Source organism: uncultured Veillonella sp., from assembly GCF_934230905.1.
In the GTDB taxonomy this organism is placed as follows: domain Bacteria; phylum Bacillota; class Negativicutes; order Veillonellales; family Veillonellaceae; genus Veillonella.
Genome location: NZ_CAKQFJ010000010.1, coordinates 45,730 through 60,126 on the forward strand (window position 1 = coordinate 45,730; position 14,397 = coordinate 60,126).

Sequence of the window (14,397 nt, forward strand, 5' to 3'; positions counted from 1 at the left end):
CTAGTATCCGTTATAATAGATACTAGCTTATTCTTTTAAGAAAGGAACCATTATGACTCGCATCCATATTAACGCATCCACCCCTTATGATGTTGTCATCGAGGCTGGTACCCTACAACGCATTGCCGATTTTATCAAACCACTAAAACCAATTTGTCGTGTTATTATCGTTAGTGATAGTAATGTAGCACCACATTACTTAGCATCTGTGAAAGCTAGTATGGTAAATGCCGGTTATCACGTATGTGATTATGTATTCCCTGCTGGTGAAAGTTCTAAAAATGCTCATCAACTCATTGATTTAGTAGAATATATGGCTGATCAATCTCTAACACGTAAAGATTTACTAATCGCTCTTGGCGGTGGTGTTGTAGGCGATATGGCTGGCTTTGCAGCAGCAACCTATTTGCGAGGTATCGACTACGTACAGGTTCCTACATCCTTATTAGCTGCTGTAGACTCTTCTGTAGGTGGCAAAACAGCCGTCAACCTAGAAGCAGGTAAAAATTTGTGGGGTGCATTCAAACAACCTATTCTTGTTCTCTGCGATACTGATACATTACATACATTACCAGATATGGAATGGATTAATGGGTGTGGTGAAATCATCAAATACGGGTTTTTAGATGTACCCGGTTTACTTACACAACTAGAAACAAAACCATTAATTACAAACCGGGATAGTGTTAACTCGGTTATTGCACGCTGTGTACAGGCAAAAGCTGATATTGTCGAACAAGATGAACGAGAATCTGGCGTACGCGCGCTTTTAAATTTAGGTCATACATTTGGCCACGGCATCGAGAAAGCCAGTCATTTTGAAGTACATCATGGCTATGCAGTTGCTATCGGTTTAGTACTCATGGCACAAGGTGCTGTCAAACATGGAGAATTAGATAAAGAATCTTTAGAAAAATTAAAAACACTTATCAAAGCTCATAATTTACCAACTACAACTACTATAACCAACGCTGAAATTCTAGCTGCTGCTAAACATGATAAAAAAAGTGAAGGTGCTACCATAAAAATTGTAGTACCCACTAGCTATGGCCACAGCGAACTTAAGGTAGTTACCCACGAAGAACTTGCCACCTATTTAGACTAAGACGTAAAAGGAGATTTCTATGCATTCCGTAACGAACGCTATCCCAACAGGGACTATAGCCTCCATTCCGGCAAAGGCGCATGCACATCGGGCATTGATTTGTGCCGCCCTTGCTAGCTCGCCATCTACTATATTACTGAGCCGCACCTCTAAGGATATCGATGCAACGATGGACTCCTTACGAGGCTTAGGGGCTCACGTAGTATATGAAAATAAAGTTGTTACCGTTACTCCTGGCCCAGCGCCAACAAAGGGCAACGTAGTACCTCATGAATCGGGTACTACATTACGTCTTTTATTGCCTGTAGCAGCCGCTATTTGTAATGAGGTAGATGTAGATGCGAAAGGCCGTTTACCAGATCGGCCCCTAGAACCTATGTTAGGCGAAATGAAAGCTCATGGCGTAACATTCTCTCAAGACAAACCGCCATTCACTATGACAGGTCGCCTTCAAGGTGGACAATTCAGTATGGTTGGCGATGTAAGTAGTCAATTCTTTTCTGGTCTCTTACTAGCTGCCCCTCAATGTAAAGGCGCTACTATTACCTCTACTACGCCACTACAATCTAGTGACTATGTTACATTAACAACTACGACTATGGCGGACTTTGGCATTATAGTTGATCATGCACCATCAAGTAACCAAGTACAAGAGTCCTTTACAGTAGCAGCTAATGCGACGTTCAAAGGCCAAACTAATTACCAAATTGAAGGAGACTGGTCCAATACTGCTATTTGGATGGTAGCGGCCGCAATGACAGGTCACCCCATTACCATTACTGGTATGAACAAGAATTCTGTACAAGCTGATCGCCGCATCATGCAAGTTATTGAATCCGCTGGCTGTACGGTAACATGGGATGGTATGAATATTACCGTATCGGGTCGTGCTAATACACCTATTCATGCCGACCTTGAACAAATGCCCGATATGTTGCCAGTAATGGCGGCCCTTGCTTGCTCGATTCAAGGTGAAAGCTCTTTTGTAAAAGGAGCTCGTCTACGCTTAAAAGAATCCGACCGCCTCGTAGCAGTAGCCAACCTCGTAAGAGATTTAGGCGGTACGGTCCACGAAGATGGTGACGATTTATATATCATTGGTAGTGGTATACTTAAAGGAGGGCAAGGTGATTGTGTAAATGACCATCGCCTTGTTATGGCCGGTACATTGATGGCACTTATTAGTGATACACCGGTGATATTAAAAGATAGCGAAGCAATCACAAAATCCTACCCAGATTTTTTCGAAGACTGGAATTTCTTAGGAGGTAATGCAAATGGCATCTAATTTTGGTAAAACTATACAAGTCTCTACCTTTGGCGCCTCTCATGGCTATGCCATTGGCGGTGTCGTAGAAGGCCTGCCTTGTGGACATACTATCAATATCGATGAATTGCAAGCCTTTCTAAAACGTCGAGCACCAGGACAAAATCAATTACAAACACAACGTAAAGAACCAGATGTACCTATCTTTTTAGCAGGTTTAGTCGATGACATGCTTAGTGGGTCGCCATTAGCATTTATGATTCGTAATACATCACAACACTCGAGTGATTACAATAATTTACGCGATATTCCTCGTCCATCTCATGCGGACTTTACGGCTCGTATGCGGTATGGCGATACTGTAGATATGCGCGGTGGTGGGCACTTCTCTGCACGTCTGACAGCACCGCTCTGTGTAGCAGGAGGCATCGCACTTCAACTGTTACGAGAAAAAGGCATCGAAATCCACGGCCATTTAAAACAAGTGGGTACAATCCAAGATTCTCCTATCGATATGGTTCACCCAGATATGAAAGCACTTGCTAACATCGCTACAGAACCAATCGCTATGGTTGATCCAGAAAAACGCACCAAAGTAGAAAATCTTGTAATGCAGCTCAAAAAGGACGGCGACTCTACAGGTGGTATTATTGAAGTCGTTGCCACAGGCTTACCTATTGGCCTTGGTAATCCAAACTTCGACGGCATTGAAAACCGCTTAGCTCGTGTTATCTTTGGTGTCCCTGCCATCAAGGGCGTATCCTTCGGCGGCGGTTTTGACATGTGTGCAAAGCTTGGTTCCGAAGTGAATGATGCTTTCACCATGGACGGAGATACGATTACAACATCTACTAACAATAGCGGTGGTATCCAAGGCGGTATTACCAATGGTTTACCTCTTGTTATGCAAGTAGGCATCAAGCCAACACCATCGATTTATAAAGAGCAACACTCTGTATCTCTTTCACAAAAAGAGGACACATTACTTACTATCAAAGGTCGCCACGATCCATGCGTAGCCCTTCGTGCTGTACCTGTAATTGAAGCAGTCACCGCTCTCGTCATTCTTGATTTTTTAGGAGATATTGACCATGAACTTAGATGAAGTACGCGTTAAAATTAATGACATAAACGATCAAATGCTGGCGCTTTTCAAAGAGCGCATGGAACTCTCCAAAGACGTAGCCGCAGCAAAAAAAGAAATGAATAAAGCAATATACGATGCGAAACGAGAACGGGATATTTTAGATAAAGTCACAAAAGAAGCAGGTCCAGATATGGACCTATATGCGCGTCGTTTCTTTGAAGCATTATTCAGCTTAAGCCGCACCTACCAATCAGAACAATTATTTCATGACAATGAATTCACTGTAAAAATGAAAAAAGCCATTGAGCAATCTCCTACATTACCACCACAACGAGGCAATGTAGCTTGTGCGGGCGTATTCGGTAGTAATGCGCAAATGGCTTGTGATAAATTATTACCACTTAGCCAAATTCACTATGTAACAGGTTTTCGTGCGGTATTTGATGCTGTTGAATCCGGTGAATGTCAGTTTGGTGTCTTACCTATCGAAAATAGTTCTAATGGTTCTGTAAAAGAAGTATATGATTTATTAGAAGAACGAAAATGCTATATTGTACGTGGCACACGTCTTTGGATTTCTCATGACTTGCTTGTAAAAAAAGGAACTAAGCTAGAAGATATTCATACGATTATCTCTCATCCACAAGCATTAGGCCAATGTAGTCACTTCTTAGATACATTAAAAAATATAAAACTTCGCTCCTATGACAATACAGCGCGTGCAGCACAACTTGTATCAGCCAGCGATGATCCTGGCGTAGCAGCTATTGCCGCGCCACAATGTGCAGATTTGTACAATTTATCTCCATTGGTTAGAAATATTCAAAATAGCGATAATAACTATACTCGTTTTATCTGTATTAGCAAAGATTTTCACGTATATCCTGGCGCTAACAAAATTTCTGTGGTCACAACGGCTAATCATGCTCCTGGTGGCCTCGGTACACTACTTACTAAGTTTGCCAATATTGGCGTAAATCTTACAAAACTTGAATCTCGTCCTATCGTAGGTCACAACTTTGAATTTTTATTTTATCTCGATTTGGAAGCCTCTCTAGCAGATCCTAAAGTGCTATCTGTTCTAGCAGAGTTACACACATCACAAGATAAGTTCCGCTTGCTCGGTAATTACCCTGAAAACTAATACTAATCTAAGATGTTATATCCAAAATGGCTAATAGGTACAAGCCTATTAGCCATTCTATGTATATTGACCTAGGAGGTCCTATGAAATTTGGTTTACTTGGCCGCACATTAGGCCACAGCTATTCTCCGCGCATTCATGGCGCTCTAGGGAATCCCCATTACGAATTATTTGAACGCGAACCAAGCCAATTACAAGCTTTTTTTGCCGATCCAGAATTAAAAGGTATCAACATTACTATTCCATACAAAGTTAATGCTCTTGAAGCTTGTGATGTAGTTGATCCTCGTGCAGAACGCATTGGCTGTGTTAATACAATGGTACGGAAGGACGAAAAATGGTATGGCTATAATACAGACTATGACGGTTTCGTATTTACCCTAAATCATGCTGGCATTGATGTGTCTAATAAAGATTGTATCATTCTTGGCGACGGTGCTTCCTCGGCTACTGTTCACGTAGCGCTTGAAGATTTAGGTGCTAAAAGTATAGTTCATCTATCTCGTAAAACCGCACCTTTCTATGGTGATGCGCCTAACTACTACAAAACTGCACAAATTATTATCAACTGTACACCGATTGGTATGTATCCCCATAATCCGGCTAACCTAATCGACATCACCCAGTTTACTAAACTAGAAGGTGTAGTAGATCTCATCTATAATCCGCGTCGTACTATTTTACTCTTACAAGCAGAGATGATGGATATCCCACACTGTGATGGCTTGCCATTCCTAGTAGCTCAAGGTGTTGAGGCAGCCAATCATTTCCAAGATGAAAGCTTTGGCACAAAAGAGATTGAACAAATTTTACGTGATATGCGTCGTGAAAAAGAAAACATTATCCTCATCGGTATGCCTGGCGTCGGCAAAACAACAGTGGGAAAAGCGATTGGCGAAGCCATGGGACGACCTTGGATTGATGCTGACCAAGAGCTAGAAAAAGAAATTGGTGATATTTCTACCTACATTACAGAACAAGGTGAACCAGCCTTCCGAGAGAAAGAGACGGAAGTAATTGCTAAATTAGGCACCCAAACAGGCCTTGTTATTTCTACTGGTGGTGGATGTGTAACAATACTTCAAAATTATGCCCACCTACGCCAAAATGGTCGCATTTACCAATTAACACAACCGATAGAAAATCTTTCTACATCAGGACGTGTCCTCTCCAGTGGTGGCTTAGAACGATTGCGTGAATTAGAAGAAATTCGTACACCTATGTATGAAAGCTTTGCACAATGCATTGTGGAGCATAATCGCAATGCACCAGAAACAGTAGCAACCATTCTAGAAGACTTTGAAGCAAATTTACTCTAAACTACATATAAAAAAGTCGGCTTTTGCCGACTTTTTTAATGCACTTTTATCCGTTTATGTTGTTGTTCATCAAATACACCATCTACATCGATGGTATCAAGGATGCATTTTAACTCATGCACATCGATTTGACCTGGTGCAGACGCCTTGCCAGCAGAAGCAAATGTCATAGCGTTGCCAAATAGAGCACCAGAAACGCGTGTAACAGCGCCCAAAGGGCCCATAGCCATCGTAATGACAGGATCTGATGGATACAAAGATTTCACCTCGGCGGTTGCTTCAAGCAGTGTTAATACATCACCTGTTGTATGTGGCATGACGGCAATCTTTGGCACATCGGCCAAGAATTGTTTCATCTGTATAAGTCGATTCACAATCACTTCTCGACTGGGTGTACCATTAAAGTCATGATTACTCATAACTATTGTTACACCATGCACCTTTGCAAACTCAATAGTCTTAAGCATTCTATCTTGATCAAAGAACAACTCAATATCAATAGCATCTACTAAACCCGTTGGGATAATACGTTCTAACATTGTAAAGTAATCTGGTGAAGAAATAGATTTCTCGCCCCCCTCACCCTTCGTTCGCCATGTAAACAGCAATGCACGACCTTTTAACTGAGGTTTCATGAGCATCAATAGTTCAATAATCGCATCAATGGAATGAGCTCGCTCGTAATAGTCAATGCGTATCTCCACTACATCACAAGGTGTATTGCACGCCACCGCAGTGGCATCTAAAATTTCTTTCATCGTTGTGCCCACAATAGGCACGCATATCTTTGTACCCTTTTCGCCGAGTACAGTTTGACCGATACGGACCATAACAACTCCTTTGTATCTCACACGAAATAAATGACTATTCAATACCATTTAATAACTAGTTATCGTATTACTCATGCTTTTTAGATAATTTTCTAGTTTGAAAGCTCATATACAGCAATAATAATCCGGTAATACTAAATACGTAGGATATGCCCACATAGGTCGATACAATACTAGCAAATACAGGTCCTACCATAGAACCAAATTGTTGCGCTGTCGTCGTCATACCAAACATGCGTCCCCTAAAATTTGGATTCGTATTTAAAGTTACAGCTGCACTCAAGGATGGATTAATACCTACAATACAGGAACCGATTATCACCTGTAAAACACCAAACCACCATATACCTACTGGTAAGCTTTGAAGCAATAAAACGATACCACTACCGATCATACAATAAGAAATGGTTTTAAAATATCCACGGCGCTCACCAAGTCGTACCCAGAGGTTTGTCGTCAAAGAACCGGCCAAACCGCCAATACTGAGTATGGTGCCTGACACAATAGCAGCCCCTTCCATGGTACCTTGCATATCGCCTACATAAAGAGCCAAAATAGGCTGTAGCATCATGATAACACATTGCATAAAGAAGAAAATCGACAAGAGTCGTACTAATACAGGCTGTTGTTGTACTGCTTTAAAGTCTTCACGCAAGGATGTAGATTTAGGAGGCCCTACAGATTGCTCTTGTCCATCAGCATCTGCATTATGCAATTTAGGTTCTTTTACAAAGAACAATACTGCCAAGGTCGCAATGAATACGGCCACCCCCGACACATAAAACACAGGACGCATTCCTACAATACTTTCAACAGCACCGCCTAGAAATGGACCAATGACATTTCCTAAAATAAGACCTGTTTGGAATATGCCAAGTGCACGCCCTACCTGCTTTTCTGGCACACTGAGAGAAACCATAGTCATAGCTGCTGGATAAAATCCATTAGCAAAACCAACAAGCGCACGTCCTAATAATAATTCATACTGATCAGATACTAAACCAATTAAAACATAACAAATTGCAATCGCAAAACCCGCCCGTAAGGCCATTCGTTTTTTTCCCTTGTTATCTGCGATTTTACCCCAAATTGGGGCCATAATACCTGCAATGAGAAAGGTAATGCCAAAAACAAGACCAGACCAAAGAGCTACGTCATCTTTAGGAACGCCCAATTCCAAAAGATATATTGGCAGAAAGGGGATAATCATGGTGTAGCATATAGCAAGAACAGTCATAGCCGCAGTAATTATCCACACATTGCGCATACCACCACGAGCGTCATATTCAGTTATACTCATCTTTTGCCCCCTTCCATATGTAAAAGCACTACAATATCCACATACTTTTACAACAATTATATATAAAGAAGAGCCGCATACTGAACGCGACTCTCTCAATTATTCCATTGGAAACTTATGATCCATTACATCTTGCAATGAAACACGTTCCATAACGTGACGAAATTCTGCTTGTAAATATTGCCATAACGGTGCTGTCAAGCAATCATTAAACATCGGACATGGCTCTACATCATCTTCCAAACAAGACACAAGAGCAATAGAATCCTCTGCGGCATATAAAATTTCATATACATTGTATTCAGATGGAGATTTCACCAAACGATATCCACCATATTTGCCACGTCCACTTTTAACGAGGCCAGCAGAAGATAAACGAGATACAATGCCCTCTAAGTATTTATCGGAAAATCCTTGGCGTTCTGCAATTTCACGGATTGGTACATTTTTTTCCGTTCCATGCTCTGCAATATCTGCTAAGATTCGTAAGGCATAACGTCCTTTTGTAGATATTTTCATAATGTAACCTCTAAATCATTCATAATATATTAATAGTATAACACAAATTCATACAAAAAATGGTGGGAAATATGATACACTATAAGTATATCGAAATTTTTATTTGATATACTTCATAATTTCATACAGGGAGGATTTTATCTAATGTTAGATAAACTATTTAAACTTAGTGAACGTGGTACAACTACTAAAACTGAAATTTTAGCAGGTATTACTACGTTTATCACAATGGCGTACATCCTATTTTTGGCGCCAAACATTCTTAGTCTTGCAGGCATGGATAAAGATGCGGTCCTCATTGCCACAGCCTTAGGTGGTGGCCTCGTAACAATTGCAATGGGCTTATTTGTTAATTATCCAATTGCGCTCGCACCAGGGGTTGGCCTCTTAGCCTTCTACGCCTTTACCGTAGTTCTCGGTATGGGTGTCACATGGCAGACAGCATTAGGTGCTGTATTTATCTCTGGTCTTGTATTCCTTATCTTAACACTGACCTCGATACGACAAATGATTGTTGAAGGCATTCCTGCCTCCATGAAGGTTGCCATTACCGTTGGTATCGGTCTTTTTATCTCTATCATTGGCTTAAAACTATCCGGCTTGATGGCAATCTCTATTAGTCTATCTCCAAACACCTTAGGTCAAGTGGTGCAAACACATGGTAATCTAGTACCTCCAGCATCTGAAACGCTCTTAATGCTCGGTAATTTACACAGTGGTGAAACATTATTAGCATTATTCTCTCTTATCTTTACAGCTCTATTGATGGCTCGTAAAGTACAAGGCTCTCTCTTGATTGGCGTTTTAGTAACAACCATTGTATCTTATGCGACAGGTTTATCTACAATGCCTGATAACTTTACTGTAGTGGCAGTACCTGATTTCTCCAAAGCAGCGTTTCTTCAATTAGATATTCCTAGTGCACTTCACATGGGATTGATTACGATTATCTTCTCCTTCACCTTTGTTGAGTTATTCGATTCTATGGGTACTTTAATTGGTACAGCTACAGAGGCGAAAATTGCAGACCCTAAATCGGGTAAATTCCCTGGTCTTGGTAAAGCGATGACAGTAGATGCCATTGGCGTTAGTGCTGGTGCATTGTTCGGTACCTCTACGATTACTGCCTTCGTTGAAAGTGCAGCCGGTGTAGGTGCTGGTGGCCGTACAGGTTTAACAGCTGTAACAACAGGCATTCTCTTCTTGATTTGCTTATTCTTAGCTCCATTGGTGTCCTTGGTACCAAATGCAGCAACATCTCCCGTTCTTATTATCGTAGGCGCCCTAATGTTAGGTGCTATCCGCAATATCGACTTCGACGATTGGACAGAAGGCTTTCCTGCATTCCTAGTTATTGTTTTGATGCCATTCACATATAGCATCGCTAACGGTATCTCTGCAGGTCTTATTGCATATCCTCTACTCAAAATCATTGCGGGTCGTGCAAAAGAAGTTAACTGGATTATGTACGTATTAGCAGTACTCGTTATCATCCGCTATATCTTCTTCTAATTAATAACTAATAGAACCTATCTCTAAAGATATTACTTTAATATCTAGGAGATAGGTCCTTTTTATTATGTACTATTTTCGGTAAATGCTAATGCGCTATGATATCAAAAATCGTACTATACATTCTTATTACTATTTAGTATTAACGAATTGTTTTTATACCAATTAAGTCTGTACGACTTGGATCGATATCTTTTAACGGCACTACATGATTTCTATAAAACTCTGCTTCAGATGCTTTCACAGGCACTTGGAAAAACAAGAAATACGCCATATTATCTTTGTACCACGTAACACTGCGCACTAATCCCTTATCTACATCCCCTGTATAGTGAACCTCGCCTATTAGAGTAGAGTCACTCCACTGTACGTCATGGTACTCCATTAGAATATATTCTTCAGGCCATACAGTATCCATGGAGTAACTCATACGGATTATCATTTCGATTACCACGTAATCGAGCATCATCAGCAGCTACGTTGCTCAACGGACCTACAGAGTCTACAATTTTGCTTACAAAGCTTTGCTTTCTTGAAGAAGCAAAGTAAAGCATATACACTTGATTATCTTTTTCCCAGTAAGCAATTTGAATAGAATCTTTACTAAAGCCTAACGTATATACAGAAATTCCATTAGGGGTAATAAAGCTAACTGCATCCTTAGCTTTATAATTTGTCTTTTCTAATATAGGTGTTACCACTGTATCGATAGCCCACCCCATACGATATACAATATCTGTATTAGAGAAGGTTAGCTTCGGACCATATTCTCCATCACGGCCCATTTCTGTATAAACGATTTCTAATACGTCATGGTCCTTGGCTTTTACATCACGTACTGCATAGTCTTTAGGCATATAAGACGGCACTTGTAATGAATAATCAACCTCCTGCACGGCACTCTCAATATTAGTTTTAACTAAATCATTATCACCAACTTGATCATACCAAAGATAACGATCCATAAGTTTTTGATTATCATCGATAATTTTCTGATTATCTACATCTCGTTCAACAGGAACAGTGTTACCATTTTTATCTATTAACGGGTATGTGGCACTAACTGGCTGCACTCCAAACGAACTTACTGCAGTAGCCATCGCGGCACATAAAATAACATATTTTATTATTTTCTTCATATTCTCTCCGCTTATAAAAATTTATAATATACTTCACACATATAATGATATATTTTCTTATTTATATCAGAATCAAGCTACCGTTTCTGTCGCTCTAGCTACTTCATAAAACTTTTATCTGTCCTTTTGTGAAAGCATCGTCACAACCAAATAATGTATCTAATGCTTAGATTCGATATAAAAAATCCTACTGAATGCTATATCATAATAGAATTCAATAGGATTGTTGTGTCATTATTTAGTTAATGGAGGCATAATAGCATCTTGCTCAAGTTGTCTTCGTCTTTTGGCCGTATAGTCTACCACTTTAATTTGTACTACGCCCACAGAGTTTACCATGGATTCTGTAAAAGTAAACTCACGACCTGTCTGATGTTTCATCAATACTTGTAAGCCATGAGACTTTTCATCAATAGCCTCTAAATAGGTAGCCTCTCCACGGCCCATCACACTAGAGTAAACCGAGCTATATTTACATGGTATATCTCCACCTGAAACGAGGACTTCATCGCTACCATCAATTTCAATAAATACATGTGGATTCGCTTGAATCAAATTAAACTTCCTTCCCTCATGATGGCCATGTATATAGATATAAAGTACCTCATCTATAAATTCATATCCAAAATGTAAGGGCACCACGTAAGGATAATCACCATCCATCAAACCTAGGTGAATGATACGAGTACTATTTAAAATCTCCTTAATTTCATCTATATTGGTAACCATGCGATCTTGTCGTCTCATAATAGCCTCCACTCTACGGTTTTATGTAAAAGATAATCTATGTATTATTATAGCAAATTTTAAAAACCTTTTAAGGCATGGTATTCTTTCAAAAGTATGAATAATTTCTCTTTTATTCGTATATTGATAATACTATTTTTATTATATGTCTACTATATAAATACATTTGACTTTTTACAATAGATACTGTATGATAAGAAAATAGTTTTATAGATTCTATAGATTATAAAAGCTATGTTCATCCATGGCTTTTTATATTTATAGATGATTTGTAGAAAAGAGGTCTTTATTATGTCTGATACGCATCAGTTAAAACGGGGCCTTAAGAATCGCCATGTACAATTACTCGCCATCGGTGGGGCCATTGGTACTGGCTTATTCTTAGGTTCTGGTCGTGCCATCCATTTGGCCGGTCCATCCATTCTTTTGGCTTATCTCATTACTGGTCTTATTTGTTTCTTTGTAATGAGAGCCTTAGGAGAATTATTATTATCTAATCTTAATCATCATTCCTTTATCGATTTTGTAGAAGATTATCTAGGTGATCGGGCTGCCTTCATCACAGGATGGACATATTGGTTCTGTTGGTTATCTCTCGCCATGGCCGATTTAACGGCCGTTGGTCTGTATATGCAATACTGGATACCTTGGCTTCCCCAATGGGTACCAGCCCTAGTCGTCCTAGTAGCTTTATTACTTATGAATTTAACAGCTGTAAAACACTTTGGGGAAATGGAATTTTGGTTTGCCATGATTAAGGTTATTGCCATTGTATCCCTTATCATCATCGGTCTAATCATGATTTTCTCTGGTTTTAGTACCAACGCCGGTGTAGCTGCCGCCTTTAGTAATTTATGGAATTATGGTGGATGGTTCCCAAATGGAACAATGGGCTTTATTTTATCCTTCCAAATGGTTGTCTTCGCGTTTACAGGCATTGAACTTGTAGGTTTAACAGCAGGTGAAACTGAAAACCCTGAAAAAGTAATTCCTATGGCTATTAATAATATTCCATTACGTATTATTTTATTCTATATTGGCTCATTGGCCATTATCATGAGCATCTATCCTTGGACCGCTGTTAACCCTGCTGCGAGCCCATTTGTAGCCGTATTTACGGCAGTAGGTATCACAGCTGCAGCCGGCATCGTTAACTTTGTTGTTCTTACCTCTGCTGCCTCTGCTACAAACTCTGGTATTTTCAGTACTGGCCGTATGATTTATGCACTTGCCAAACGAGGTCATGCACCAAAATCAATGCGTCGCTTAACACATAGTAGCGTGCCATATCAAGCGACTATTTTCTCTGCTGCCGTACTACTTATTACAGTTGTACTTAACTATGTAATGCCAGAAGCAGTCTTTGTTATGATTACATCCATCTCTACATTCTGCTTCATTTTTATCTGGGCAATCATGGTTATTTGCCATTTAAAATATCGCAAAAAAAATCCTGAACTAGCGGCAAAATCTAAATTTAAAATGCCTCTATATCCAGTGATGAACTATTTAATTCTTGCGTTCTTTGCATTCATCCTTATTATCTTGGCCTTGAATGATGACACAAGAGTTGCCTTATTCTTTACACCAGTTTGGTTTATTATCTTGTGGGCCTTCTATTCCATGCTCAACACAGGGGATGAAGATACGCTTGAAGAAGAACTATTAGACATTGCAGGTGCAAAAAAGCAACATAACAAACAAACAACAGATGATCACGATGATTATGTAATTTAGCACAAAGCCCCTATCTCAGTGAGATAGGGGCTTTTACTATATCAAAACTATTTCAAATTCGGAAAATTTATTTGTTCATAACTATATTGATAGGCTGAAATATCTCTAATATTTTCATCATAATTCATTGTCGTTTTAATTCGCTGACCTTGATTGGTAACTATAATATCTATAGACGAAGGAATTTCTTGATTGGTTTGTTGTAAATACACATATAAATTCTGTAGCGCTTGATTTTGACGCAATACCCCAGCTCGATATTTACCTTTAGATATGCCCGTATTTTTAATAGTTTGTCCACTATATGCTTGACCCATTTTATCTGTATAGTAGAAACGCACTACATGTTCCTGTGGCATTGCTTTAATATATATCGTTTTCCAATCCTTTTTAATCATCGTCCTTGTAGATATAGCTACATCATTAACTAACTTTTGTGTCTGTTTGTTAATTTCTTTAGTAGTACCATCACCTACAGAAATTTCATCATTTGTAGGCATTTGTAATAAAGTCATAGTAGGGTCTGTTTTAACTTGTTTAGCATCTACTGGTTGCATACCCCAAATACTAACAACAGTCATAATCGCCAATGTAGATAATACAAATTTATTCATCTTAAACTCCCAATTATATGTAATAAACTCAACTCATTACATTTTATACAATCTATTATAATAAGTAAAACTTAACT

At 39.4% G+C, this 14,397-nt stretch carries 12 protein-coding genes and 1 pseudogene; 7 read left to right on the forward strand and 6 right to left on the reverse strand.

Annotated features, from left to right (window positions below):
* The first annotated feature begins 52 nt into the window (after nucleotides 1-52).
* The 5 genes from aroB to Q0E20_RS04155 all read left to right on the forward strand — a co-directional run bounded on the left by aroB (nucleotide 53) and on the right by Q0E20_RS04155 (nucleotide 5,922).
* Entirely contained in the window at nucleotides 53-1,105 is a 1,053-nt protein-coding gene (aroB, locus tag Q0E20_RS04135) for a 3-dehydroquinate synthase (RefSeq protein ID WP_295996732.1), read from the forward strand.
* Between the two features lie 19 nt (nucleotides 1,106-1,124).
* Nucleotides 1,125-2,393 carry a 3-phosphoshikimate 1-carboxyvinyltransferase gene (gene aroA / locus Q0E20_RS04140; protein ID WP_295996735.1) on the forward strand — a complete coding sequence of 423 codons (1,269 nt, stop codon included), beginning with the start codon at nucleotides 1,125-1,127 and terminating at the stop codon, nucleotides 2,391-2,393.
* Entirely contained in the window at nucleotides 2,383-3,477 is a 1,095-nt protein-coding gene (gene aroC / locus Q0E20_RS04145) for a chorismate synthase (RefSeq protein WP_295996739.1), read from the forward strand. The genes aroA and aroC overlap by 11 nt, the downstream gene beginning before the upstream one ends.
* Complete coding sequence (locus Q0E20_RS04150; protein WP_295996742.1) at nucleotides 3,464-4,603, forward strand: bifunctional chorismate mutase/prephenate dehydratase; 1,140 nt, start codon at nucleotides 3,464-3,466, stop codon at nucleotides 4,601-4,603. Before aroC ends, Q0E20_RS04150 begins: the two co-directional genes overlap by 14 nt.
* 83 nt (nucleotides 4,604-4,686) lie before the next feature.
* The gene (locus tag Q0E20_RS04155) at nucleotides 4,687-5,922 is read left to right on the forward strand and encodes a shikimate kinase (RefSeq protein ID WP_295996745.1); all 1,236 of its coding nucleotides are present in this window, start codon (nucleotides 4,687-4,689) and stop codon (nucleotides 5,920-5,922) included.
* Between the two features lie 35 nt (nucleotides 5,923-5,957).
* Here Q0E20_RS04155 and aroD read toward each other — a convergent pair whose 3' ends face one another.
* The 3 genes from aroD to Q0E20_RS04170 all read right to left on the reverse strand — a co-directional run bounded on the left by aroD (nucleotide 5,958) and on the right by Q0E20_RS04170 (nucleotide 8,571).
* Nucleotides 5,958-6,752, reverse strand: a complete 795-nt coding sequence (aroD, locus tag Q0E20_RS04160) for a type I 3-dehydroquinate dehydratase (RefSeq protein WP_296033161.1) — start codon at nucleotides 6,750-6,752, stop codon at nucleotides 5,958-5,960.
* Between the two features lie 67 nt (nucleotides 6,753-6,819).
* Nucleotides 6,820-8,052 carry an MFS transporter gene (locus tag Q0E20_RS04165; RefSeq protein WP_295996750.1) on the reverse strand — a complete coding sequence of 411 codons (1,233 nt, stop codon included), beginning with the start codon at nucleotides 8,050-8,052 and terminating at the stop codon, nucleotides 6,820-6,822.
* A 99-nt stretch (nucleotides 8,053-8,151) separates the two neighbouring features.
* A complete protein-coding gene (locus Q0E20_RS04170; protein WP_295996752.1) occupies nucleotides 8,152-8,571 on the reverse strand; it encodes an Rrf2 family transcriptional regulator in 420 nt (139 codons plus the stop codon).
* Between the two features lie 144 nt (nucleotides 8,572-8,715).
* Between Q0E20_RS04170 and Q0E20_RS04175 the strand changes: the two genes are divergently transcribed.
* Nucleotides 8,716-10,083: an NCS2 family permease gene (locus Q0E20_RS04175; RefSeq protein ID WP_295996755.1), complete on the forward strand. Its 1,368-nt coding sequence runs from the start codon at nucleotides 8,716-8,718 to the stop codon at nucleotides 10,081-10,083.
* A gap of 142 nt (nucleotides 10,084-10,225) precedes the next feature.
* Here Q0E20_RS04175 and Q0E20_RS04185 read toward each other — a convergent pair.
* Together Q0E20_RS04185 and Q0E20_RS04190 are read right to left on the reverse strand one after the other, a co-directional pair.
* Nucleotides 10,226-11,222: pseudogene (locus tag Q0E20_RS04185) on the reverse strand (hypothetical protein).
* Between the two features lie 234 nt (nucleotides 11,223-11,456).
* Nucleotides 11,457-11,969, reverse strand: coding sequence for a pyridoxamine 5'-phosphate oxidase family protein (locus Q0E20_RS04190; protein ID WP_295996766.1), 513 nt, complete (start codon nucleotides 11,967-11,969; stop codon nucleotides 11,457-11,459).
* A gap of 291 nt (nucleotides 11,970-12,260) precedes the next feature.
* Here Q0E20_RS04190 and Q0E20_RS04195 point away from each other — a divergent pair, with 291 nt between their 5' ends.
* The gene (locus tag Q0E20_RS04195; protein ID WP_295996769.1) at nucleotides 12,261-13,706 is read left to right on the forward strand and encodes an amino acid permease; all 1,446 of its coding nucleotides are present in this window, start codon (nucleotides 12,261-12,263) and stop codon (nucleotides 13,704-13,706) included.
* A gap of 47 nt (nucleotides 13,707-13,753) precedes the next feature.
* Here Q0E20_RS04195 and Q0E20_RS04200 read toward each other — a convergent pair whose 3' ends face one another.
* Entirely contained in the window at nucleotides 13,754-14,320 is a 567-nt protein-coding gene (locus Q0E20_RS04200; RefSeq protein ID WP_295996771.1) for an immunity protein YezG family protein, read from the reverse strand.
* Between the last annotated feature and the right edge of the window lie 77 nt (nucleotides 14,321-14,397).

What these genes read in the sequence shown, in the direction of transcription:
- aroB (WP_295996732.1), top strand. Translation starts at nt 53, where the DNA reads ATGACTCGCATCCATATTAACGCATCCACCCCTTATGATGTTGTCATC.
- aroA (WP_295996735.1), top strand. Translation starts at nt 1,125, where the DNA reads ATGCATTCCGTAACGAACGCTATCCCAACAGGGACTATAGCCTCCATT.
- aroC (WP_295996739.1), top strand. Translation starts at nt 2,383, where the DNA reads ATGGCATCTAATTTTGGTAAAACTATACAAGTCTCTACCTTTGGCGCC.
- Q0E20_RS04150 (WP_295996742.1), top strand. Translation starts at nt 3,464, where the DNA reads ATGAACTTAGATGAAGTACGCGTTAAAATTAATGACATAAACGATCAA.
- Q0E20_RS04155 (WP_295996745.1), top strand. Translation starts at nt 4,687, where the DNA reads ATGAAATTTGGTTTACTTGGCCGCACATTAGGCCACAGCTATTCTCCG.
- aroD (WP_296033161.1), bottom strand. Translation starts at nt 6,752, where the DNA reads ATGGTCCGTATCGGTCAAACTGTACTCGGCGAAAAGGGTACAAAGATA.
- Q0E20_RS04165 (WP_295996750.1), bottom strand. Translation starts at nt 8,052, where the DNA reads ATGAGTATAACTGAATATGACGCTCGTGGTGGTATGCGCAATGTGTGG.
- Q0E20_RS04170 (WP_295996752.1), bottom strand. Translation starts at nt 8,571, where the DNA reads ATGAAAATATCTACAAAAGGACGTTATGCCTTACGAATCTTAGCAGAT.
- Q0E20_RS04175 (WP_295996755.1), top strand. Translation starts at nt 8,716, where the DNA reads ATGTTAGATAAACTATTTAAACTTAGTGAACGTGGTACAACTACTAAA.
- Q0E20_RS04190 (WP_295996766.1), bottom strand. Translation starts at nt 11,969, where the DNA reads ATGAGACGACAAGATCGCATGGTTACCAATATAGATGAAATTAAGGAG.
- Q0E20_RS04195 (WP_295996769.1), top strand. Translation starts at nt 12,261, where the DNA reads ATGTCTGATACGCATCAGTTAAAACGGGGCCTTAAGAATCGCCATGTA.
- Q0E20_RS04200 (WP_295996771.1), bottom strand. Translation starts at nt 14,320, where the DNA reads ATGAATAAATTTGTATTATCTACATTGGCGATTATGACTGTTGTTAGT.